Annotated in this window: 19 protein-coding genes and 1 tRNA gene; 6 read left to right on the top strand and 14 right to left on the bottom strand. The window is 69.5% G+C overall.

Features of this window, described 5'->3' with window-relative positions; all coding sequences use genetic code 11:
* Positions 1-2 precede the first annotated feature (2 nt).
* From BMH31_RS08270 to BMH31_RS08240, 7 genes are all read right to left on the bottom strand, one after another.
* Positions 3-6,059, bottom strand: coding sequence for an Ig-like domain-containing protein (locus BMH31_RS08270; RefSeq protein ID WP_099723437.1), 6,057 nt, complete (start codon positions 6,057-6,059; stop codon positions 3-5).
* Positions 6,056-7,192 (bottom strand): serine/threonine-protein kinase, encoded by a 1,137-nt coding sequence (locus BMH31_RS08265; protein ID WP_241898200.1) that lies wholly within the window; start codon positions 7,190-7,192, stop codon positions 6,056-6,058. Before BMH31_RS08265 ends, BMH31_RS08270 begins: the two co-directional genes overlap by 4 nt.
* Before the next feature lie 173 nt (positions 7,193-7,365).
* Positions 7,366-8,055, bottom strand: a complete 690-nt coding sequence (rplA, locus tag BMH31_RS08260; protein ID WP_046455295.1) for a 50S ribosomal protein L1 — start codon at positions 8,053-8,055, stop codon at positions 7,366-7,368.
* An 11-nt stretch (positions 8,056-8,066) separates the two neighbouring features.
* On the bottom strand, positions 8,067-8,498 hold the full coding sequence (rplK, locus tag BMH31_RS08255; protein ID WP_046455296.1) for a 50S ribosomal protein L11: 432 nt from the start codon (positions 8,496-8,498) through the stop codon (positions 8,067-8,069).
* 318 nt (positions 8,499-8,816) lie between these two features.
* Entirely contained in the window at positions 8,817-9,632 is an 816-nt protein-coding gene (nusG, locus tag BMH31_RS08250; protein WP_099723438.1) for a transcription termination/antitermination protein NusG, read from the bottom strand.
* Positions 9,633-9,681: 49 nt separating this feature from the next.
* On the bottom strand, positions 9,682-9,954 hold the full coding sequence (secE, locus tag BMH31_RS08245) for a preprotein translocase subunit SecE (RefSeq protein ID WP_241898199.1): 273 nt from the start codon (positions 9,952-9,954) through the stop codon (positions 9,682-9,684).
* Positions 9,955-10,009: 55 nt separating this feature from the next.
* A tRNA-Trp gene (locus BMH31_RS08240) sits at positions 10,010-10,085 on the bottom strand.
* 212 nt (positions 10,086-10,297) lie between these two features.
* Between BMH31_RS08240 and BMH31_RS08235 the strand changes: the two genes are divergently transcribed.
* Positions 10,298-11,503, top strand: coding sequence for a pyridoxal phosphate-dependent aminotransferase (locus BMH31_RS08235; protein ID WP_099723440.1), 1,206 nt, complete (start codon positions 10,298-10,300; stop codon positions 11,501-11,503).
* Positions 11,504-11,515: 12 nt separating this feature from the next.
* Entirely contained in the window at positions 11,516-12,607 is a 1,092-nt protein-coding gene (locus BMH31_RS08230) for an alpha/beta hydrolase-fold protein (protein WP_099723441.1), read from the top strand.
* Positions 12,608-12,635: 28 nt separating this feature from the next.
* On the opposite strand, the gene BMH31_RS08225 is transcribed toward BMH31_RS08230, so the two are convergent.
* From BMH31_RS08225 to BMH31_RS08205, 5 genes are all read right to left on the bottom strand, one after another.
* Positions 12,636-13,196: a TetR/AcrR family transcriptional regulator gene (locus BMH31_RS08225; protein ID WP_099723442.1), complete on the bottom strand. Its 561-nt coding sequence runs from the start codon at positions 13,194-13,196 to the stop codon at positions 12,636-12,638.
* A 127-nt stretch (positions 13,197-13,323) separates the two neighbouring features.
* Positions 13,324-15,597, bottom strand: coding sequence for a YhgE/Pip domain-containing protein (locus BMH31_RS08220; protein WP_099723443.1), 2,274 nt, complete (start codon positions 15,595-15,597; stop codon positions 13,324-13,326).
* Positions 15,598-15,658: 61 nt separating this feature from the next.
* Positions 15,659-16,408, bottom strand: coding sequence for an ATP-binding cassette domain-containing protein (locus BMH31_RS08215; RefSeq protein ID WP_199068268.1), 750 nt, complete (start codon positions 16,406-16,408; stop codon positions 15,659-15,661).
* A 278-nt stretch (positions 16,409-16,686) separates the two neighbouring features.
* Complete coding sequence (locus BMH31_RS08210) at positions 16,687-17,964, bottom strand: MFS transporter (protein ID WP_241898198.1); 1,278 nt, start codon at positions 17,962-17,964, stop codon at positions 16,687-16,689.
* A gap of 125 nt (positions 17,965-18,089) precedes the next feature.
* Positions 18,090-18,545, bottom strand: coding sequence for a MarR family transcriptional regulator (locus tag BMH31_RS08205; protein ID WP_241898197.1), 456 nt, complete (start codon positions 18,543-18,545; stop codon positions 18,090-18,092).
* Between the two features lie 153 nt (positions 18,546-18,698).
* Between BMH31_RS08205 and BMH31_RS08200 the strand changes: the two genes are divergently transcribed.
* The 4 genes from BMH31_RS08200 (at position 18,699) to BMH31_RS08185 (ending at position 21,045) form a co-directional block, all read left to right on the top strand.
* Positions 18,699-19,151 (top strand): VOC family protein, encoded by a 453-nt coding sequence (locus BMH31_RS08200; protein ID WP_241898196.1) that lies wholly within the window; start codon positions 18,699-18,701, stop codon positions 19,149-19,151.
* Between the two features lies 1 nt (position 19,152).
* Positions 19,153-19,869, top strand: a complete 717-nt coding sequence (locus tag BMH31_RS08195; protein WP_099723445.1) for a helix-turn-helix domain-containing protein — start codon at positions 19,153-19,155, stop codon at positions 19,867-19,869.
* Positions 19,870-19,881: 12 nt separating this feature from the next.
* Positions 19,882-20,529: a dihydrofolate reductase family protein gene (locus tag BMH31_RS08190; protein ID WP_099723446.1), complete on the top strand. Its 648-nt coding sequence runs from the start codon at positions 19,882-19,884 to the stop codon at positions 20,527-20,529.
* A gap of 126 nt (positions 20,530-20,655) precedes the next feature.
* Positions 20,656-21,045, top strand: coding sequence for a hypothetical protein (locus tag BMH31_RS08185; protein WP_099723447.1), 390 nt, complete (start codon positions 20,656-20,658; stop codon positions 21,043-21,045).
* 103 nt (positions 21,046-21,148) lie between these two features.
* On the opposite strand, the gene BMH31_RS08180 is transcribed toward BMH31_RS08185, so the two are convergent.
* Together BMH31_RS08180 and BMH31_RS08175 are read right to left on the bottom strand one after the other, a co-directional pair.
* Complete coding sequence (locus BMH31_RS08180; RefSeq protein ID WP_099723448.1) at positions 21,149-21,460, bottom strand: DUF2853 family protein; 312 nt, start codon at positions 21,458-21,460, stop codon at positions 21,149-21,151.
* A gap of 167 nt (positions 21,461-21,627) precedes the next feature.
* On the bottom strand, positions 21,628-22,992 hold the full coding sequence (locus BMH31_RS08175; RefSeq protein WP_099723449.1) for an aspartate aminotransferase family protein: 1,365 nt from the start codon (positions 22,990-22,992) through the stop codon (positions 21,628-21,630).
* Positions 22,993-23,199 lie beyond the last annotated feature (207 nt).

Genomic DNA, 23,199 nt, shown 5'->3' with positions numbered 1-23,199 from the left:
GACTACGGGGTGGTGCAGACGTTGAGGGTCGCCTGTTGCAGTGCTTGGAACGAGCCGCCCCAGGTGATGGTCACCGGGACCATCCCGTTGGCCGGCGCTCCCGCCTTCACCGTCGCGTCCGGCGCTGCAGCCGCCGAGATCGTCAGGTGGGTCTTCAACTCGTCGGAGCTCGGATTGCCCACGGAACCGTTCGTCAGCGGGAAGCACTGGCCGTTCGGCTTCGCCGTCACGACGGTCGGCGCATTCCTCCATCTGACGATCGACTCGGCGGAGCAGGGACTGTCGCCGTAGCACTGCTTGACCTTGAATTCCGCGGCCGAGGCCGGATCGAGCGCGAACTCCTCGGTTCCGGTGTTGCTGTAGATGAGCTTCGTGTCGCTCTCAGCGCTCTGCACGTCAAGCTGCGGAGTGCCGTCCTGGTTCTTCGCGACGTCGTAGATGACGCCGTCGCTCACGGCGGTAGGCGCGGCGAGAATCGTGTACGTGACGCGAGGTGCCCGCAGTTCGTTCCCGATGAACTTTGCATCCGAAACCGCCGAGTTCATACCATAGGCGCTACGCAGGCACACCATCCCGCGGAGCAAGCTGTACTTGCGCAACCCGCCAAAATCGGGCTCGTTCTGGCCGCCGCCCGCGAGGCAGTCCGGCGGGTCTTGCAGCGCTCCCTTACTGATCGTGTAAGTGGCGGTCGCGCCCTCGGTGCCCGAGTAGTTGATCCTGGCAGAGTTGTCTCCCGTGCTCACGAGAGTGACCGAAGAAATCGCAGGGGCTCCGATCACCGTTGTCTCATCGCTTCCAGGCGCGCCAGTGCTGTTACCTCCGCCAATGTTCGGCACATCGAACCCCGTGACCGGAGTCGCGGTGAATCCGGCGGTACTGCCGGCTGCAAGATCCCTGAAGTCTCTCGAGAAGGTGCTCTGTTCCGGCCGGACCTCAACAGTTTCGGTGTCGCCGCCGATTCGCTGCAGACGGATCTGTTTCGTGTCTTTAGACACGTCAGACACAACTACCCGTACCGCTCCCTTCCCGGAGTTCCGGTTTTGGCGGTCCTCGAGAGGGGACGCCTTCACAGTGGGAGTCCTGGGGGGACTGTACGCCCACGCCGTCACGGCGGTGGAGGCCTGCGAGGACCCGACGGCGTTGACCGCCTGCGCGGTGAACTGGTGCTTCTGGCCGTTGCTCAGCCCATCGGCCGTGCACTGGTAGGTCGCGGATCCGACCGCGGTGCAGGAGCCCGATCCGCCGCCCGAGAGCGTCACGCCCGAGACCGCCGGATGCGCCTGCTGCGCTCCGAGCGTCACGGTGAAGCTCGCGCTGCTGGCCGTGTACCCGGTCTGCTGGATGCTGGGCGTGCCCGGCAGTCCCTGCGCGTCGAACTCGACCGTGCCCTCGCCGGTTCGCCCCTGCGCATCGCGCACGGTGAAACCGACCCGGCAGGTGCCCCCGATGCCGCGCGCGTTCGGCCACGACACCGAGATGCCCGAGTCGCCCACCCGCGAGAAGGAACCGAAGGTGCAGGAATCGCCGTTCACCGAGGCGAGCTTGAGGCCGCCTCCCGTCTTGCCCGCGAACGGATCGTGCTCGCCGGCGACGCCGACGAGCTGCGCCTGGCAGGAGCTGCCCACGGTGCACTGCAGCGCGACGGTGCCGCCGCGCGGCAGATCACGCGGTGCCTGGCCGACCTGCAGGGTCAGCGGGGCCCGGGAGTCACCGGCGCCGCTGACGGCGATGGACACCGTCTCCTGCGTGCCCGGCACCGCGTCCGCGCGCGCCGTGACACGCAGCGAGCTGCCGTTCTGCTGCACATCGAACAGCGAGGTCCCGCCGGACTCCGCGAAGCTCAGCTTGCCCGTGTCGCCCTTGCGGCCGCCCTCCCAGGTCACCATGTCGGTGAGGGAGATGGTCTGGGTCGCACCGGGGTCGACGGTGCGCGTGAGCGCCTGCGCCTGCGCCACCGGCTGCTTGGGCACGATCACGACCGGGACCGGCAGCGCGGTCCAGCGGTCCTGGCCGACCAGCCGGGCCTCGATGAGGCAGCTGTCGGTCCACGGGGCTTCCCCGCCGGCCGAGTACCGGAGCCGGTCGCCCGAGACCGCCTCGCAGCTCGCCTGTGCGCGCCCGACGGCGAATGAGCCCTTGCGCAGTTCGACCCGATCGCTGGGACCGACATCGACGAGGTCGGCCACGTCGACCTCGGTCTGCTGGTTCTCGTCGACCGTCAGCGGCTTCAGACCAGGCTTCAGCGTCAGCGGCAGCTCGTCGAGCGGCAGGATCAGGAGGAGGCCGTAGGTCGCGACCTGCTTGCCTGACACGTCGGTTCCGCTGAGCTTGAACACCACGGTGTCGCCCTCCGCACGGTACTGCCCGAGGATCCGCGATCCCTTCACCCGGTAGTCGGCGGCCCTGCTCCCCCAGATCGAGAGCTTCAGCTTCGACACGTCGCCCGTGGCCCAGCGGGTCTTGCCGGTGAGCACGTCGACGCCCTTCGACGCGAGGTCGGCACGGTCGCGGACGTTGAGGACGGTGTCGCTCACCGCGGGCGCTTGCGCGCCGACATGCTCGGAGGTCTGCACGACGATCAGTCCGTCCGCCGTGCTCTTGGTCTTGGTCGAGCGGACCGTGTACCGGAACGAGTCGGTGCCGAGCTCGCGGCCGGGCTCGATCGAGATCCGGCCCTGCTTCATCTCGGACAGGTCGAGGCGCCCGGCGAGCGCCCGGTAGGCGGGGTTCGTCTTCCCACCCGGAAGATTCGGAGTCACGGAGGTGAGTTCGAGCGTGCCGCCCGACTGATCGACATCGTTGTCGAGCGGGCTCAGCACGACCGCGTCGCCACCCGGACCCACGCGGAGCGAATCCGTCGTCGCGACGATGCCCGCAGCTTCCTGCTCGGGCAGCACGACGACGCCGAGCTTGCCGGTGCCGCGCGCGCCCGACGGATCGACGACGGTGTACTTGAGCTGCTTCGTGCCCGATTTGGCGCCGGCCGCGGCGGACACCTCGATCCCGGTGCCGGTGTCGTTCAGGGTCGCCACAATGCCGGATCCCTCTTCGGTCTGCACACCGGTGAGGCGCACCCGGTCGCCGTCGGGGTCGACGCCCGAGAGCGGGACCGTCACCTGGGCCGTGGCACCCGCTGCGACTCGGGCGGTGAGCGCCGCCGGCTGCGGGTCGCGGTTCGATCCCGTCGGCAGCACGGTCACGATCACGGCGCCGACATCACCGGAGGTCGGATCGCTCGCGCCATACGCGGTGTAGCTGAGCCGGTAGGTGCCGGGCTTCTTGGGCGCCAGGTATCGGAGCACGTTGCCCGAGGCGAACGCGAGCTCGCCCTTCGTTCCCGAGCCGACGATCTCGGGCTGCAGGACCAGCCGCTCGCCCGGAGCGGCCACATCGTTGTCGAGCACGCGGATGTCGACCACCGAACCGGCGCGAACGGTCGCGGTGTCGGCGACGGCGATCACGCCCGAGGGTGCGTTCGCCGCGACCTGGAACACGGTCAGCTTGCCCGTCGCGGTCGTGCTTCCCTCGGCCACCGCGACATCGACCGCGCCGATGCGGCCGGGCGCCCCGTCCGGGGTGCTGCCGGACACGTGGACCTTGGAGTGGTCGATCACGGAGGCCTGGAGCTCTCCGCCGCCCGCCTTCGCACTCTGCACCGCGAGCGCGCGGGACCCGGCGCCGGGGATCGCGTCGAGGATCTCGACGGTCGTGTCGGTGAGGGGGCGCACGAACGCGCGCAGTTCGGGAAGCGCGAGCGGCGGACCGGCCGGGGTCGCCGTGACGCGGAGCTGGCCCGTGACCTCGGTACCGGTGGCCGTATCGCGGACCATCACCGAGACGGTCGTGCTGCCGGCCTGCGCGGCCTGCAGATCGATCGTGCCGTTCGACGTGTGCGGGGTGACGCGCAGATTGGGGCTCGGCGAGGTCGCGTCCAGCAGCGCGAAGCTGCCCGAACCGCCCGCCACCCGCTCGAGCGGCTGCACGGTCATGGTCTGGGCGACCCGCACGGTCGCGGCCGACGCGGTGAACTCCGCCGCCGCACCCGGCTGCACCGAGACGCCCAGGTTCTTGCGGGTCTGCTTGCCGCGGCTGTCGGTGACGGTGACCCGGAGCGTCATCTCGGCCGCTCCGGCGTTGGGATCGGTGTGCCGCAGCGCGAGACGACCGTCCGCGGTCACCATGGCGCGCAACGGATCCTCCTTGCGCAGCGGCTCGACGCTCGTGAGGGTCATCACGTCGCCCTCGGGATCGACCCAGCCGTCGAGCAGCGGGGCGACGAGCGTGCCGCCGGGGGCGAGCGGAGGTACCCGCCACTCGCGTCGGCAGCCGTCGACCGGGCACCACGCCGGCGCGGCGTTCTCGGCCTCGGGCGCGACCCGCAGGGTCACCGTCGCCGGGTTCGAGGTCAGCGCGCCGTCGGTCACCCGGTAGGTGAAGGTCGCGGTTCCGCTCGCCTTCGCGGCGACGCGGACCATGAGGGACTGCCCGTCGGGCATCAGCTCGAGCGAACCGAACGGCTTCGGCAGGCTGCTCGCGGTGAGGGAGTCCGGCACGATCGTCAGCACGTCGCGCTTGTTGGGATCGAAGTCGTTGAGCAGGACCGGGAGCGGTGCCGATGCTCCGGCTCGCACCCCGAAGGTGTCGTTCACCGCGGTCGGCGGCTGCTGGTCGGTCACGTCGGTCACGACGACCGAACCGCGATCCTGCTTGGGCGGATCCGAGATGCTCCACTGGGAGAGCGGGATCCGCTTGCCGTCGGGCAGCGTCCAGAGCATGCCCGTGCGCGTCTCGTTGAGCACGGCCCGGGAGCCGTTGCTCCGGATGGTCGGCTGGAGGTCGCCGGACTCGCGGGCGGCGTCGTCGAACGCGAGCGGCTTGTCGCCCTCGTTCGAGTTCCACAGCGTGCCCGAGCGCTGCCCCAGCCAGGCCGCGTAGACCGCGCCCTCGACCGCCGTCGGCTGCGCCGGCGCCCCGCTCGCCTGCAGCACGCGCTTCGCCGTACCGCCGGAGGACACCGCGAGCAGGCCGCCGGTATCGGCGATGAGCACCGCATCGACCGCGGCGTCCTGGCCGCTCCGGCGTTCACCGGCCGATACCCGCTTCCGCTGATCGGGATCGAGGCTGCCCTGCAGCACTCCGGAACCCTCGAGCTTCACCGTGGTCTCGCCGCCGCCCGAGCGCCACAGTCGCCCGCTCTCGCCGTCGAGCAGCACCCAGTCGTCGCCGAGCAGCGCGAGCTGCGGCGACTGGAGTTTCCTGGCCGCATCGGGTACTTGATCGGCTCGCCCGACGGGCTCGCCGGCGGCGATGTCGAATCGGAGCACCGAGCCGTCGGCGCTGGAGTATGCGCCGATCACACCCGCCGAGGTCAGCGTGATCGCCGTGGCGCGGTAGCCCGCGTCCGCTCCGGCGGAAGGCTTCTTCTGGCCCTCACCGGAAGGGTCGACGCGGACCAGTGACGACAATCGCCGCTCCAGGTCCGCAGTGTCCGCAGTGCTCGAGGTTGCGGCGTTCGCCCCGAGCTCCTCCGCTTCGGACGGCGCGAGTTCACCCGCGTAGACGGCGCCGGACTCGGTCCGGATCGCGACGAAGCGGCCGGCGCTCACGATGTCGCGCGTGCCCTCGGGCATGCGCACCGAATCCGCGGAATCCTGGGACTGCGCGGACTGGTTCGAGGCCGGTCGAGCCGACGTCGCGGCCTGCTCCCCGCCGGACGTCGCGGGCTTGACGTCGAGGTCGACCGGGTTGGAGGGATCGAGACTCCAGGCCCGGCCGTTGCCGTTCGAGAGCACGGCGCCGCGGCCGCCGCTCTGGATGATCCCGCTCGGATCCGAGACCTTGCGGACGAGATCGAGCTCCCCGGTATCGGTGTTCACCCGGGCGTACTGGCCCGATTCGCGCGCGACCCAGACCCCGGGCTCCTCGCGCGGAGTCTGCCTCGCGTCGTATCCGCTCGCGATCACGGCGACCGTCGCGACCAGCGCGGTCACGACGCCGCCGGCGATCCACCACTGCAGTCGGCGAGGACCGCGCCGCTCGCCCGATACCGTCGAAGTCATCCGCCACCACCGGTCAGCGCCCACACCACGACCGCGATCGCGGCGACGCCCGCGAGCGCAGCGCCGGCGCCGATCAGCCCGGCGCGCAGCGGCGAAGCGGGCCGGTCGAGCAGCAGGCCGTCGTCGTCAGTACCGTGCTTCTGGGCAAGCATCTCGGCGCGAGCCTCGGCACGGGTCGCGCGGCCGACCGAGGTCACCACGGGGCCGCGAGTGCCGGCCTCGACCGATTCGGCGCGCGGCACCCAGGCGTCGGGAGTCACCTCGAGCGGAGTGACGTCGAAGCCGTAGGCGCGCTGCAGCGCCTGCAGCGCCTCGCCGAACTCGGCCATCGACGCGTAGCGCTCGTGCGGCAGTCGCCGCAGGGCACGCGCGATGACCTCGTCGAAGTGTTCGTAGCCCTGCGCTCCCGGGATCCCCTGGTAGACCGCCTTGGCGATCCGCTCGGACAGCTTCGCACGCGTGTTCTGCGCGCGATCCGCGAGTTCGAACGGCGAGCGCCCCGAGGCGAACGAGTACAGGGTCGCCCCCAGCGACCACACCTCCGTCGCCACGCTGCCGCTGCTCTCGAGCTGCACGACCTCGGGCGCGGACCACGGGATCGACATCGCGAGCTCGCCCTCCGCCTGCCGGCCGCCCAGCACGTGCGCGATACCGAAGTCGGACAGCGCGGGCTTGCCCAGGGTCGTGAGCAGCACGTTGGACGGTTTGATGTCGCGGTGCAGCACCCCCGAACGGTGCGCCGTCTCGAGCGCTCCGGCGATGCGTACGCCCGCGTCGAGCACGTCGACGAGCCGTGCCGGCTTGCCCTTGGTCAGTTGGCCCAGTGAGCCCGGGCAGAACTCCATCGCGAGATAGGGGTGCCCTTCGAGTGAGATGCTCGCCTCGTAGATCGACACCACCGAGGGGTGGCTGCTGAGGCGGGCCATCACATCCGCCTCGCTCTCGAACGTCGCCCGCAGCTCGGCACCGGCACCGTCGCCCGCGACCGACCCGTTCAGTACCTTGATCGCGACCAGACGGCGAGGCATGTCCTGTTCGTAGAGGAACACCTGCGCGAAGCCGCCGGCGCCCAGCGGCCGCACGTAGCTGAACCCCGGGATCGCCGGTGCATTGATCGATGCGCGCGCGCTCACGACAGCCACCGTCCGTGACCGCAGGGGGGAATGCGAGACATCATCAACTCATATTAAACGGTATCGGGAGTCCGGCAGCGCTCGCCGGCAATCTGTGGAAAAGCCGGAGGCCCCGGCAGTCGAAACTGCCGGGGCCTCCGGTTCCGATCGCACGTCCTGCGGACGCGCTTCGATCAGATGTTGTTGACGTCGAGCGGGATGCCCGGGCCGAACGTGGTCGAGACGGCACCCTTGATCAGGTACTTGCCCTTCGACGACGCCGGCTTCAGACGCACGATCTCCTCGAGCACCGAAGCGATGTTGTCGTTCAGCTGCTCGGCCGAGAACGAGGCCTTGCCGACGATGAAGTGCACGTTGGCGTGCTTATCGACGCGGAACTCGATCTTGCCACCCTTGATGTCGGTCACGGCCTGAGCCGCGTTCGGGGTGACGGTGCCGGTCTTGGGGTTCGGCATCAGACCGCGGGGGCCGAGCACCTTACCCAGACGACCGACCTTGCCCATGAGCTCGGGGGTCGAGACGGCCGAGTCGAAGTCGGTGTAGCCAGCGGCCACCTTCTCGATCAGCTCGTCGCCGCCGACCTCGTCGGCACCGGCGGCGAGAGCCGCCTCAGCCGCGGGGCCGGTCGCGAACACGATGACGCGCGCCGTCTTGCCGGTGCCGTGGGGCAGGCTGACGGTGCCGCGGACCATCTGGTCCGCCTTGCGGGGATCCACACCGAGCTTGACGGCGACCTCGACGGTCGAGTCGGTCTTGGTGGAACCGGTCTCCTTCGCCAGGGCCACGGCCTCGGCGGGGGAGTAGAACTTGCCTGCTTCGATCTTCTCGGCAGCGGCGCGGTACGCCTTGGACTTCTGTGCCATTTCCGTACCCCTTAGCCTTCGACCGTGATGCCCATGGAGCGAGCGGTGCCCGCGATGATCTTCGAAGCCGCGTCGATGTCGTTCGCGTTGAGATCGGCCTGCTTCTGCTCGGCGATCTGACGAACCTGCTCAGCGGTGACCTTCGCGACCTTGACGGTGTGCGGGGTGCCCGAACCCTTCTGCACGCCAGCTGCCTTCTTCAGGAGCTCGGCGGCCGGCGGGGTCTTCAGGACGAACGTGAACGAACGATCCTCGTAAACGGTGATCTCGACGGGGACGATGTTGCCCCGCTGGGATTCCGTGGCCGCGTTGTAGGCCTTGCAGAATTCCATGATGTTGACGCCGTGCTGACCCAGCGCAGGACCCACGGGGGGTGCGGGGTTGGCGGCGCCGGCTGCGATCTGAAGCTTGATCAGACCGGTAACCTTCTTGGCCTTTGCCATGATGTTTCCTTTCCTCGAACGCGCGCGCTTCCGCACGTGCTCTCCCGCGACTTCCGGCCGTTCCGGAACGCGGTGCGCGGTTCGCATCGGCGCTCACCGCTTCGAGGAAGCAGGATCGCGCGGACGCAAACCAGAACAGTCTAGCAGGGATCGGGGGCGCTGGCGAGGCCGCGGCAATCGGCAGCAGCCAGACCGCCGAGCACCCTAGCGAGCCGCCGAAGCGCGGGCGATCCCCCTGCAACCCCCGGGTCGCCCACGAACGCGAACGCCCCGCTGCTCGGGAGCAGCGAGGCGTTCGGGGAATGCGGACCTCGAGGGTCAGACCATCTTGGTGACCTGGTCGAAGCTGAGCTCGACCGGAGTCTCGCGCTCGAACAGGGAGACGAGCACGGTGAGCTTGCCGCTCGCCGGGTTGATCTCGCTGATCGTGCCGGGCAGGCCCTCGAAGGAGCCCGACTTGATGGTGATGGTCTCGCCGACCTCGAAGTCGATCTCGACGTTGCCCTGCGCGGCGGCGGTGGCCGCGGCCTTGCCCTTGGCGGTCGCGACCGGCTCGAGCTCGACGGTGCTCTTCAGCATCTCGAACGCTTCCTTGAAGCGCAGCGGAACCGGGTTGTGCGCGTTGCCGACGAAGCCGGTCACACCAGGGGTGTGACGCACGACGGACCAGGAGTTCTCGTTGAGGTGCATACGGACCAGCACGTAGCCGGGGATCCGCACGCGGGTCACCATCTTGCGCTGACCGTTCTTGACCTCCATGACCTCTTCCATGGGGACCTGGATCTCGAAGATGTCATCGACGGCGCCCATGGTCTCGCGGCGGTTCCAGAGGTTCGACTTGACCTTGCGCTCGTAGCCCGCGTAGCTGTGCACGACGTACCACTTGCCCGGCTTGATCCGCAGCTCGCGCTTGAACGCGGCGTAGGGGTCTTCGGAGTCCGCTTCGGCGTCCGCGGCGGCCTCGCCGTCCGCAGTGGACTCGGCGATAGCGGCCGCAGCAGCATCAGCCTCGGTCGGCTGGTCGATCTCGAGCGCGTCCTCGACCACGGCGTCCGCCTCGGGGTCGGCGGAGCGGGCCAGCGCGTCGAGGGCAGCGTCGAGGTCGGACTCGGGGGTGTTGTTCTCGGTCGTCATCTGACTTTCTTGCTCTCTCGCGAAAAACGAAATCTCTGGGATCGGAGCGCTAGTTGAGCGGAGTTCCGAAGATGAACAGGGTGGCCGCACCCGCCGCGAGGTCGAGCACCCAGACGAGCGCCATCATCACGACGACGAAGCCGATCACCACGAGGGTGTAGTTGATGAGCTCCTTGCGGGTCGGCGTGACGACCTTCTTCAGCTCAGCGACGACCTGCCGGAAGAACAGGAGAATCCGACCAAACCAGCCGCGCTTGGCACGATCGGCCTTCGCGCGCTCGACGAGGCCGCCACCGGACTCTTCGATTTCACTGCTGCTCACGGATTCCCGTCCTTTCATCGCCCCGTCGCTTTCGCGACCGCGATGCGACGAGGTGTGGCAGGGCGGACAGGACTCGAACCTGCAACCTGCGGTTTTGGAGACCGCTGCGCTACCAATTGCGCCACCGCCCTATGGAGTGCTTACCGCCGAATTCCCAACCCCTTCGGGCATAGGAAATTCTGGCAGAAGTCAACTACCGCTGATGAGTCTACGGGATCACCGCCCGGATGTCGAACGCGGCCCCGTCATCCCGGGCGCGCCGCACCCCGATCGGAGACCCGGTTCCGGTTCTCCCAGCGAACGCATGCGAACGGACCGCACCCCTCCGCCGTAGGATGGAACCGTGAGCCACATCTCCCGTCTTTCAAAGAAGATCGGCGCCATCGCCGAGTCCGCAACGCTCAAGGTCGACGCGAAGGCGAAAGCCCTCCAGGCCGCGGGGCGTCCCGTCATCAGCTATGCCGCGGGCGAACCCGATTTCGCGACTCCCGCGCACATCGTCGACGCGGCCCGTGCCGCGCTCGACGACCCGAAGAACTTCCGCTACACCGCGGCGGCGGGCCTCCCCGAGCTGCGCGAGGCGATCGCCGCCAAGACGCTCCGCGACTCCGGGCTCGAGATCCCCGCTTCGCAGATCATCGTGACGAACGGCGGCAAGCAGGCCGTCTACGAGTCCTTCCAGGCGCTGCTCGATCCGGGCGATGAGGTCCTGCTCCCGGCGCCGTACTGGACCACCTACCCCGAGGCCATCCGCCTCGCCGACGGCGTGCCCGTCGAGGTCTTCGCAGGCTCCGAGCAGGGCTACAAGGTGACCGTCGAGCAGCTCGAGGCCGCGCGCACGGATCGCACCAAGGTGCTGCTCTTCGTGTCCCCCTCGAACCCGACCGGCGCCGTCTACTCCCCCGAGGAGACGAAGGCGATCGGCGAGTGGGCCGACGCCAACGGCCTCTGGGTCATCTCGGACGAGATCTACCAGAACCTCACCTACGACGGCGTGCGCGCCGTCTCGATCGTCGAGGCCGTTCCGGCGCTCGCCGACCGCACGATCCTGGTGAACGGCGTCGCGAAGACCTACGCCATGACCGGCTGGCGCCTCGGCTGGATGCTCGGCCCCGCGGACGTGATCAAGGGCGCCGCGAACCTCCAGTCGCACCTCAGCTCGAACATCAACAACATCGCGCAGCGCGCGGCGGTCGCGGCGCTGAACGGCCCGCAGGAGCCGATCGAGCAGATGCGCCAGGCCTTCGATCGTCGCCGCAAGACGATCATCGCCGAACTCAACAAGGTCGACGGCTTCCACGCCCCGACCCCCGAGGGCGCGTTCTACGCCTACGTCGACGTCGCGGGCGCGCTCGGGCGCGAGATCGACGGCGTCACGCCGGCCACCTCGCTCGAGCTGGCCGACCTGATCCTCGATCGGGCAGAGGTCGCTGCGGTCCCCGGCGAGGCCTTCGGCCCGTCCGGGTTCCTGCGCTTCAGCTACGCGCTCGGCGACGACGCACTGCTCGAGGGCATCCAGCGCATCCAGAAGCTGCTCGGCACGAACTGACGCGAGCGCATCATGCGTCGACTCGAAGGGCGGCAGGATCCTCGGATCCTGCCGCCCTTCGGCGTCCCGATCGCAGCGCACGGCCTCCGGTCGCGCCGGGGCCACCTGCTCTCGCTGCTGCTCGTGCTCCTGCTGCTGGTCGCCGTGTTCGCGGTGCACGAGACGCTCACCAGGGTCGCCCCGGCTGCCGGGGCGACGGGCACCACGACCCAGGGCGCGACCGTGCGGATCGCGGCTCCACTGCCCGGCCCCGATCCCGCGGCCCCGATCGCGGGGACCTGGCGCGCCCCGGCCGACCTGCCGAAGCACGGCGCGGTCGTGCCCTTGAACGGCGCGCTCCAGATCCCGTCGACCGCCGGTTTCGCCGCGCGCACCGCGTCGCTCTACCTGCCGCCCGCCGCGCTGACGCGGGATCCGCCGCCGCTGCCCTTCGTCGTCTTCATGATGGGGCAACCCGGTTCCCCGGACCCCGGGCCGATCAGCGAGGCGATGGACCGGCTCGCCGCGGAGCACCACGGCCTCGCTCCGATCGTCATCGTCGCCGACCAGCTCGGCGCGGTCGACAACAACCCCGCCTGCGTCGACTCGGCCGCCTTCGGCGGCGTCGAGGAGTACTTCACCACCGATATCCCGCGCTGGGCCCGGGCGCACCTCCGAATCCTCTCGAACGCATCGTCCTGGACGATCGCGGGCTTCTCGAACGGTGGCGGCTGCGCACTGGACTGGGGCCTCGCGCACCCCGAACTGTGGGGCAACGTCGTCAGCCTGTCCGGCGAGTCCTACCAGGGGACGGAGTTCCCCGAGGAGGTGCTGCAGCAGGTGTTCCGCGGCGACGAGGCCGCATATGAGGCCGCGAAGCCCGCGACGAAAGCGGCGGAGAACACCGGCGGCTACGCCGGACACGTCGCGGTGTTCACGGCAGGAGATCAGGACGCCCAGTTCACGGAGCAGACGCAGCTCGCCGCGCAGATCACCCGCGATGCGGGGTTCGAGACCTCGTGGTTCGCGATCCCCGACGCGGACCACAGCGGCGCCCTCGTACCCGGGCTCCTGAAAGCGTTCCCGGTCCTGTTCCCGCGCATCGGACTCACCGCGATGCGCTGAGCGGCGAGATGCGGTGCGGGCCGCGGAGTCAGTGCGCGCGCAGCACCTGGTCGAGCACCTGATCCATCGACTGGTCCTGCCGGAACAGCAGCCAATCGAGGCAGGCGCCTGCGAGCGCGCCGAAGAAGGCTGCGCCCGCGATCTCGGTCACCTCGTCAGCAGTCGGGTCCCCGGCGGTCCTGCGGGCCTCGCGAAGCACGTCGCGGAATCGCACCACCACGGACGACCGCGCCAGATCCATGGCCGAAGCCCAGGGCCGATCCGTGCGGAACACCTCGGACGCCATCAGCTTCGCGAGATCCAGGTTGCCGCGCAGCGTCTCGAGCGTGGCGCCCGCGACCGCGCGCGGCGCATCCGCCGGTGCGACGCCCTCGCGCGCGGCGTCGATGGCCTCGGCCAGGTGCTCGAACCCGCCCTGAATCACGGCCTCGAAGATCGCGTCCTTCGACGCGAAGTTATAGTACAGGCTGCCCTTCGCGACCCCGGCGGCCTCGGCGATCTGATCCATCGAGGCGCCGCTGATGCCGTGCTCGGCGGCCACGCGCACCGCCGCGTCGCGGATGAGCTGCTTCGTGTTCACGCGTGCCATGCGTCCATCCTCCCCTACCGCGGGTGCCGCCGCGCCTCCGCGCGGAGATCCGCACGATCCCGGATCCGATTCCCGTGGAATCTCCGATTTCGTGCGGATCTCCGCGCGAGGGCCGCAACCCCGGTCGCTAGATCGCGAGCTCCGGGTGCAGGCGCTTGATCGTCCACACCTTCTGCCGGCGCGCGGCGACCGCGCTGATCGCGAGCGAACCGATGAGCACCGCGAGCATCACCAGGAGCGACCCCCAGAATCGACCGTCGATGCCGCCGCCGATCAGCTGGCGCAGGCCGTCGACCACGTAGGACGCGGGCATGAACGGGTGCAGCACCTGGAAGAATCCGGGCGTCGTCTCGACCGGGTACGTGCCGCCCGACGACGAGAGCATCAGCATGAGCAGCACGAGGCTGACCACGCGGCCCGTCGCCGTGCCGAGCACTGCGATGAACATCTGCTGCAGCGCGAGGAACGCAAACGTCGTCAGCAGCATGAACAGGCTCATGCCGACCCAGTGCACCGGTCGCAAACCGATCCCGAACACCAGCACCGACATCATGATGATCACCTGGCCGACGCCGATCAGCGCCGCAGGGCCGAAGCCGGTGAGCACCGAACGCAGCCCCGAGACGTTCGACGCCAGCGGACGGCGCGGCATCGGGCGCAGGATCAGCCACGTGATGAGTGCGCCGACGAAGGACGCGAGCGCAATGAAGAACGGGGCGAAACCGCCGCCGAAGCCCTGCACGCCGTTCTCGGTCGTCTCGTCGAGCTCGACCGGGGCGGCCATCGTCTCGGAGATCTTCGTGGTCTGGCCCTCGGCGAAGGTCGGCGCCTCGGCGGCGCCGTCCTTGAGCTTCGACGCGAAGGTGCCCGCGCCGTCGTCGACCTTCGTCGCGCCCTTCGCGAGGTCCTTCGACTTCGAGCTGGCCTCCTGCGCGCCGTCGTTGAGCTTCGTCGCACCGGCGGCCAGCTCGGGCGTCTTCGAAGCGAGTTCGCCCGCGCCGTCCGCGAGCTGCTGGGTGCCGGCGGCGAGCTGACCCGCACCGGACGCAAGCTCCGGGCTCTTCGCCGCGACCTGCTGCGCGCCGGCCGCGAGCTCGCCCGACTTCTGGGCGAGGGTGCCTGCCCCGGCCTGGAGCTGCTGCAATCCGGTCTCGAGCTGCTTGGCGCCGGTCTGGGCCTGGGCGGCCTTTGCGGGGAGCGCCGAGGCGCCGGTGTTCAACTCGGTGAGTCCGGCGGTGAGCCGCTGGGCGCCGGTCGAAGCTCCCTCAAGCTTCGTCGCGAGATCCTCCGATCCACCGACGAGCGCGTTCAACGATCCGCCCTGGCTGACGAGCATCTGATCCAGTTCGCCCAGCGTCAGATCGGGGCGTTCTTGAGCGAGTGCGGCGATCCGCGCCAGCGATCCCGAGACGGTCTCAGCACCGGCCTGCAGCTGAGGCAAGCCTTCCGCGAGCTGCTTCGAGCCAGCCAGAGCGTCGTTCGTTCCCTTCGCGAGCGCGGGCGCCTTCCCGGCGAGCTCGTCCATCCCCGCGCGCAACTGCGTCGCGCCCGCTGCGGCGGCCGGGAGCTTGTCGCTCAGCGTCTTCGCGCCCGCCGACAGCTGCGTCGCGCCGTCCGATACCTTGCCGGTGCCCTCTGCGAGCGCCTGGCTGCCCGCGGCGAGCTTCGCGCTGCCGTCACGCGCGGCGCCGGCGCCGGTCGCGAGCTGCTGCGTCCCGTCGACGAGTGCCGGGGCTCCCGCCGCGATCTCGGCCGTGCCGTCGGCGAGCTTGCCGAGGCCGACGCTGAGCTTGCCGCTGCCCGCCGAAAGTGCGGACGTGCCCTGCTCGAGCGTGCCCGCGGCATCGGCGGCGGTCCGGGTGCCGTCGCTCAGCTTCTCGACGCCCACGAGCACCTGTTCGGCAGCGGTCTGCGTCGCTGTCTCGGCGACCGCGCCGCGCAGCTGCACCATCGCCTGCTTCCCCAGGGTCGAGGCGAGGAACGAGTTGTTGTCGTTGTAGACGACCTGGATCTCGCCGGCCTTGGGATCGTCCTGCAGCCCCGCGAGCGTGCTCGAGAAGTCCTTCGGGATCGTGACCGAGAAGTAGACGTCTCCGTCCGAGACCGCCGTCGCGGCCTCGTCGGCGTCGAGCGCCTTCCAGTCGAGGTCCTTGCGGTCCTGCAACTGCTCGACGACGTCGTGGCCCGCGGCGAGCTCGGATCCGTCGGGCTTCTCGGCGGACTCGTCGAGGTTGACGATCGCCACGGGCAGCTTGTTCAGGTTGTCTGTGGGCGCCCAGAACGCCCAGAGGTACAGCGCGCCGTAGATGAGCGGGATGACGAGGAGCACGACGAGCGCGATCTTCGGCAGGGTGCCCTGCTTGAAGCGCTTCAGCTCGGTGCTGCGGGTGAGGAGTGACATTACGGTTCTTTCGACTATCGGTGACGTTCGTCGGTGCTGCGGGGCGGCCGGAGCGGAAGGATCAGAGCTCGATGACGATCGGCTCGTGTGTGGCGAAGAGTTCGGCGTCGCCCGGGTCGCTGGTGGCGAGCACGACGCTGATCCCCTGCGTCGCGAGGGCGCTCAGGCGTTCGGCGACGACAGCGCGCTCCGCGGGATCCCGCACGGCGTCGAAGTCGTCGACGACCAGCAGTTCGGGTCCCTCCATCAGAGCGAGCGCGATGCGCACGAGCATCTCCTCGGCGGCCCCCAGCTCGCGCACGAGCGTGCTGGGGTCCGGCTGCTCGAACTCGCCGAAGGCCGCGGCCAGCAGCTCGGACGAGAGTTCGGGAGTGATGCGGGGTGTGCGCCGGTACCAGGGCATCGCCCAGGCGAGTCGCTCGCGCAGGATGGCGCCGAGCGTGACAGCGTGCTCGAGCGCATCGATGGCCTCGAAGCCGACGACGCCGGTGCGGCTGCGGATCTCGGAGAGGCGGGTCTCGCCAAGGGTGGTGAGCTCGCCCCCGCTCAGCTTCATGCGGCCGGAGATGCTGAGCAGCAGCGCGGTCCGCCCCGTGCCGCGGGAGCCGAGCACCACCGACACCGGGCTCGCGCTCGCGACGGTGACCGGACCGAAGACGGTGCCGCGGTCGGCGGTCACGGTCGCGCCGCGCAGCTCGAAGGCGGGGCCGGCGGCGCCGACGGTGTCGGCGGGTCCGGCGACGGTCGCGGGTGCGGGGGTCCCGGTCGGCCGATCGAGTTCCAGGATCTGGGTCGGATCCGATGCGTTCACGGAGATTCCTCTGGTTCGATGCATTTCTAAACTGACTAGTCAGTCTAAAACGATGAACCTGAGAGCGCAAGGAGCGTCGGGCGGCAGCGGATCGACCCGGCACCTGGCGGCCGGGCGGCCGCCCGGCCGCCCGGCCGCTCGGCCGCCCCGAAACGCGCTCAGCCGGATATTCACCTTCGGCCGGATGGATCACTGGGATCCGTCCGGCCGAAGGCGAATATCCGGCTGAGTGGGTGGCAGACGAGCCCGCGGAGGAGCGGGCCGGCCGAACCGCGCGTCTAGGCCGCGTCGCCCGTCGCGATGACCTGCGCCTCACCCTCCGCGCTCTCGTGCGGGGTCGCACCGACGCGGTGCAGCAGGTGCCCGACGCTCGCGAGCACGACGATCGAGACGACGAGAGATGCCGCGCCGATCCAGTAGGGAGCCGCAGCGCCCAGACCCGCGGCGATGGGTCCGGCGACGGCTGGCGCGATCGCGCCGCCGATGAAGCGCACGGCCGAGTAGGTGGAGGATGCCACGTTGCGCGGCAGGTCCGTCGCCTCCATGACCGCCTCGGTGAGGGCGGTGTTCATGATGCCGAGCAGCAGGCCGCTGACGATGATCACCACGACCAGTCCGGCGAAGCTGTCGACGAAGACGCCGAGCAGCGCGAGGCAGACGGTGAGCCCGCCGAGCATCGTGAAGAGCACGGGGCGCAGGCCGAACCGGCGCGTGAGCACGGGTGCGACGAGCACCGAGGTCACCGCGAGCGCGAGACCCCAGCCGAAGAACACGAGGCCGAGCTCATGCGCTCCGAACGCGGTCATGCCCGCCGCCTTCGCCGCGGCCTCCATCGGATACGGGCTGTAGGCCAGCAGCACGAAGAAGCCGAAGTTGTAGAAGAAGGCCACCGCGGCGAGCGCGAGCAGCGCCGGGTTGCGGAGCGCCCGGAAGCTGGCCGTGAACGAGGGCCGCGCCGCACGTGCCACCGCACGCTCGGCCACGCTCTGCTTCGGAGCGCGCAGCAGCACGAGGATCGCGATGAGGGCGATCGCCATGAGCGCCGAGGTGCCGAAGAACGGGCCGCGCCACGAGATCGACCCGAGAGCGCCGCCGACGAGCGGACCGATCGCCATCCCGACGCCCAACGCGGCCTCGTAGAGCACGATCGCCTGCCGGGATCCGCCCGATGCCGCGCCGACGATGGCCGCGAGGGCGGTCGAGATGAAGAGCGCGTTGCCGAGGCCCCAGCCGGCCCGGAATCCGATGATCTCGTCCACGGTGCCCGAGAGTCCGGCGAAGGCCGCGAACACCACGATGAGGATCAGCCCGAGCACCAGGGTCCAGCGCACACCGAGCAGGCCCGAGACCCAGCTGGTGAAGAACATCGCGATGCCGGTGATGAAGAGGTAGCTCGTGAAGAGGAGCATCGTCTGCCCCGAGCTCGCGCCGAGCTCGTGGCTGATCGCAGGGAGGATCGGGTCCACGAGCCCGATCCCCATGAAGGAGATGGCGCAGGCGAAGGCGATCGCCCAGACCGCGGTGGGCTGGCGCAGGATCGAGGCCTTGCGGGGCACGGCGGCCCGGCCGGCCGCGCGGGCACTGCCCGGGCTCGGTACCGGTACGGATCCGGTGGATGGCTGGGGATCGGTGAGCGTACTCGTGATGACTCCTTCGGAACTGGTGGTGGTGGGACGACGGGTCAGACGCGGTCGACGCCGTCGGCAAGCTGCTGGAGCAGCTCGGACGCGCGCGCGAGCGTGGCCCGGTCGAAGGCGGTGAGGTCGGCGAGCAGCGGACGGAAGCGTTCGGACGCCGCACGCCGGTAGTCGGCGAGCGCCGCGGATCCGGCCGCGGTGACCTCGATGCGGGTGGCCCGCCCGTCGTCCGGATCGGGTCTGCGGTCGACCCAGCCCTCGGACTCGAGGCGCTGCACGAGCGCGGTCATGGAGGGCTGCGCGATGCGCTCGCGCTGGGCGAGTTCGCTGACCCGGGCGGGGCCCTGCAGCTCGAGTTCGGCGAGCACCCGCCACGCCACGGTCGAGTAGGTGCTGCCCGGGACCCGACCCGCGAGCCGGGTGAACCTGGATGCCGCCCGAGTCAATTCGAGAGCCAGGTGATCCATCTGCCCACCGGCACCGGCGCTGTTCTCTTCCACAGCAAGCAACTGTAGCACCATTTACATAGCCTCGCTATGCAAATGGCACTCAAGCCCATTCCGCTCGAAACTTGCCGTTGACAAGTTTGCTTGTTTTTTGCAAGCTATTGCCATCGGGCAGGCCCGAGTCACCGAACGCACAAGGGAGTCATCGTGATCTTCGTCAATCTCACCACCAAGGACCTCGAACGCAGCAAGGCGTTCTACACGGCGCTCGGCGCCGACATCAACCCGCTCTTCACCGACGAGAACGCCGCATGCATCGTCTGGGACGAGAACACGTACTTCATGATGCTGACGCACCAGCACTTCTCGCAGTTCACCGAGAAGCCGATCGCGGACCCCGCGACGAGCGCGCAGGTGTCGGTCGCCTTCACCCGCGACTCCCGCGAGGCCGTCGACGCGATCGTGGAAGCCGGCGTCGCCGCCGGCGGCTCCGAAGCCGGCGAGGCCAAGGACTACGGGTTCATGTACCAGCGCGGTCTGCACGACCCCGACGGGAACATCATCGACTTCAACTGGATGGCGCAGGCCGCCGCCGATCAGGGCCCTGAGGCATACGTCGCCGAGCACGGCGCGGGCCCGGATCCGGTCCCCGGATCCTGAGATGGCCGCGCGCAGCTACGGCCAGTACTGCGGCGTCACCTCCGCCGTCGAGCTGGTCGGGGAGCGATGGGCCTTGCTCATCCTCCGCGACCTGCTCGTCGGCCCCCGCCGATACACCGACCTGAAGCAGGGACTCCCCCGCATCCCGACCAACATCCTCAGCACCCGGCTCAAGGAGCTGCAGGAGGGCGGAGTGGTGCGCCGGGTCCCGCTCGCCCGATGCGGCCTCGTCTACGAACTCACCGAATACGGGCGCGCACTGGAGCCGATCATGATCGCGTTGGGGCGGTGGGGGTTCCAGGCCATGGGCGACCCCGAGGACGGCGACATCGTCACCCCCGACTCGCTCAGCATGGCGCTACGCACCTCGTTCCGCCCGGAGCACGCCGCCGACGCCGACTACGAGCTCCACGTTGGCGAGGTGGCCCTCCGCGCGACCGTCCGCGATCGTGCACTGGCCATCGCGAGGATCGCTCCGGATCCGACCGTTGCGGGCAACCGCATCCCCGACGGCGACCCCGACGGGGTGATCGTCACGGGACCCGGCATCCGGCGCCTCATCGGCGGCGAGGTCGACGCCGCCGAGGCCCTCGACCAGGATCTCGTCGCCGTGGTGCGGGGCGACGCCTCGCTACTCGACACCTTCGCCGAGACGTTCCGCATCGATCGCATCGTCCCCGCGCCCGACCGCGACGTCGCCGAGCGCGCACTCACCTGAACGGAGTCCGCCATGACTGAGCAGAATCCGGCCGGTCGCATCGTGATCGACCTCTTCACCACCCTCGACGGAGTCGCCCAGGCTCCGGGCGGGCCCGACGAGGATCCGGGCGGCGGCTTCCGCTTCGGCGGCTGGCAGGCGCCGTTCGCCGACGACCTGGCCGGCCGCACGATCCTGGACGGGATCCGGGACATGGACGCGCTGCTCCTGGGCCGCCGCACCGCCGACATCTTCACCGCCTACTGGCCGCTGCACGACGACACCGAGATCGGGAGGATCCTCAACTCCCTCCCGAAGTACATCGCTTCACGGGATCCGGGGACGCGGCTCGATTGGGACGGCAGCACTCGGATCGGGGACGACCTCGCGAGCGAGATCGCAGCGCTGCGCGCCCGGCACCGCGAGACGCACGTGATCGGCAGCATCGACCTGGCACAGACGCTGTTCGCGGAGCGGCTCTTCGACGAGCTGCGGCTCTGGGTCTACCCCGTCGTTCTCGGGGAAGGACGCCGCGTGTTTCCCGATGGCGCCGCACCGCGCAATCTCCGGCTCGTCGAACCGCCGGTCTCGGGAAGCGCCGGCGTCCTCCTGCTGCGTTACGCGCCGCTCCCCGGGGAGCCCGCGACCGGAATCATGGGCGCTTCCGACTCATCCGAGTAGCCGAATCGCCCCGCACAGCTCGGGCCCGGCACCAGTTCTCCACAGATTGGGTTCGGCGGCCGCACGGCGCACCGACGACGCCTAGCCTGTCTGGTATCCGCCCATCCGATAGGCCGAGGAGGCAGCTTGGAACTCAGCTCGCTCGTCACCGTCCTCGTCGGCTTCGTGACGCTCGGCGCCACCCTCGGCGGCATGATCCTGACGACCAGCCGCCGGTCAGAGGGTCGCCTCACCCATCGCATCGACGGCTTGGAACACCGCATCGATGCCGTCGGAACCGCCCTCGGCCACGTCGATGTCCGGCTCACCGCTCAGATCCGCGAGGTCGAGACCGCCCTCACCAACCGCGTCGACGCCGTCGAGACGAAACTCACCAAGCGGATCGACCGAGCGGAGAATCGTTTCGGGGCGCGCTTCGACCGGGTCGACGATCGGCTGTTCGCTCTGGCCGCTCACGCGAGCCCACTCGATTTCTCTCACCCCGAGCAGTTGGGACCGGAACCACGATCCGCGTAGGCGGCGGCCCCCGCTACGTGGCTCGCTCGCGGAGGACCAATACGGCCCGCAGCCGGGCCTGGCCAACACGGCCACCCCCGATTGCGAGCCGTTCGGCACCCGCTCAGCCGCCGAAGACGGAGAGCTTGTCGTAGTGCTCTGCGAGCAAGTAGTAGACGGTGAGCCGCTGCTTGTGACCGGGCACCTGCTCCCCCACCTTCGCGATCGCCGCATCGATATCCGCATCGGAATCAGCGACCCCGAGCTTGCCCTTCACGAAGCTGTCCCGCACCGTCTTCAACTCAGCCGGATCGCTGAAGGAGACCTGGCGCGCATCGGCGTCGCGCAGCGCGAGCGCATACGTCTTCTCCATCGCGGCGACCACCGATTCCTCGGCCCGCGGGGCGTACTTCCTGATGTCTTCCAGAGCGCTCATCTACATTGATCCTTTCGGGACGCCGGCCCCCAACGGGCCTGGCATCAGTCTGACCCCAGGTCGCGCCCGAGTCGAGAGTCGGATCTGAGAATTCACCGACCGCACGCGGACGACGACGGGCCCCGGAGCCGAAGCTCCGGGGCCCGTCGCACGAGCACTCGCTCGGATCAGGCTGCGACGTACCCGTCGGCGACGTCGAGCGCCGCATCGATGATGTCGAGACCGCGCACCAGGTCCTCCTCGCTGATGACGAGCGGCGGTGCGATCTGCAGGCGGTTGCCCGCAGCGAACGGCCACAGACCCGCGTTCTTGCAGGCCGCGATGACCGCGTTGTAGCCGTCGCCCTCGAGCGGAGCACGCGTGCCGCGGTCGGTGACGAGCTCGAGCGCCCAGAACAGTCCGGTACCGCGCACCTCGCCGATCGACGGGTGCTTCTCGGCGAGCTCACGCAAGCGAGGCTCGACCACCCGAGCGCCCAGGTCGCGCACCCGCTCGATGATCCCCTCCTCCTCGAAGATGTCGAAGGTGGCGACGCCCGCGGCGCAACCCAGGGGGTGACCGCTGTAGGTGAGGCCGCCGGGGAACGGCTTCTCGACGAAGCTGTTGTGGATCTCCTCGGAGATCACGACGCCGCCGAGCGGCACGTAGCCCGAGTTGACGCCCTTCGCGAAGCTCACGAGATCGGGCTTCACGTCGAACGCCTGGTAGGCGAACCACTCGCCCGTGCGCCCGAAGCCCGCCATGACCTCGTCGCAGATCAGGACGATGCCGTACTTGTCGCAGAGCGCACGCACGCCCGCGAGGTAGCCGGGCGGCGGGACGAAGATGCCGTTGGTGCCGGTGACCGTCTCGAGGATGATCGCCGCGATCGTCGCCGGGCCCTCGAGCTGGATCGTGTGCTCCAGGTGGGTGAGCGCCCGCTCCGCCTCCTGTTCCGGCGTCTCAGCGTAGAACTCGGAACGGTACTGGTACGGGCCGAAGAAGTGCACGACGCCGGCGTCGGGGGTGCCGTTCGCCCAGCGGCGCGATTCGCCGGTCAGCGTGATCGCCGTCGCGGTGGAACCGTGGTACGAGCGGAACCGGGCGAGCACCTTCTGGCGGCCGGTGTGCTGACGGGCCATGCGCACCGCGTACTCGTTGGCCTCGGCGCCGCCGTTGGTGAAGAACACCGAGCGGGCGCCGTCGAAGCTGCGCTCGACGATGCGCTTCGCGAGCTCGCCGCGCACGTCGTTCGCCATCGCGGGCTGGATCGTCGCCAGGCGACCGGCCTGCTCCTGGATCGCCTTCACGAGCCCCGGGTGCTGGTGCCCGAGGTTCAGGTTGACGAGCTGCGAGGAGAAGTCGAGGTACTCCTTGCCGTCGTAGTCCCAGAAGCGCACGCCCTCGCCCTTGGCGACGGGGATCGGGTCGATCTTGCCCTGCGCCGACCAGGAGTGGAAGACGTACTGGCGGTCGTTCGCGCGCACCTCGCGCTGGGCATCGGAGTCGCCGAAGCTCTGCTCGGCGCCGTTCTGGTCGATGAAGTCGCTCATGGGTTCTGCTCCGGATCCTCTTCTTCGTGGTGTCTCGCTGCGGGCAGCGGGCCGTGCCGACTGCACGACCGCCGCATCCGCGCCGCATCGGGCAGTGTGTTCGACCTCGAACGCGGCGCACTGTCACCAGTATTTCAGCGAGGATCATCGCTGGAATCACGCAAAGCGACCGCACTTCTGAAGCCGACCGGACACTCTGTATGATAG

It is taken from the genome of Leucobacter sp. OLIS6 (assembly GCF_002752355.1).
In the GTDB taxonomy this organism is placed as follows: domain Bacteria; phylum Actinomycetota; class Actinomycetes; order Actinomycetales; family Microbacteriaceae; genus Leucobacter.
This window is presented reverse-complemented; position numbering and strand designations above follow the sequence as displayed.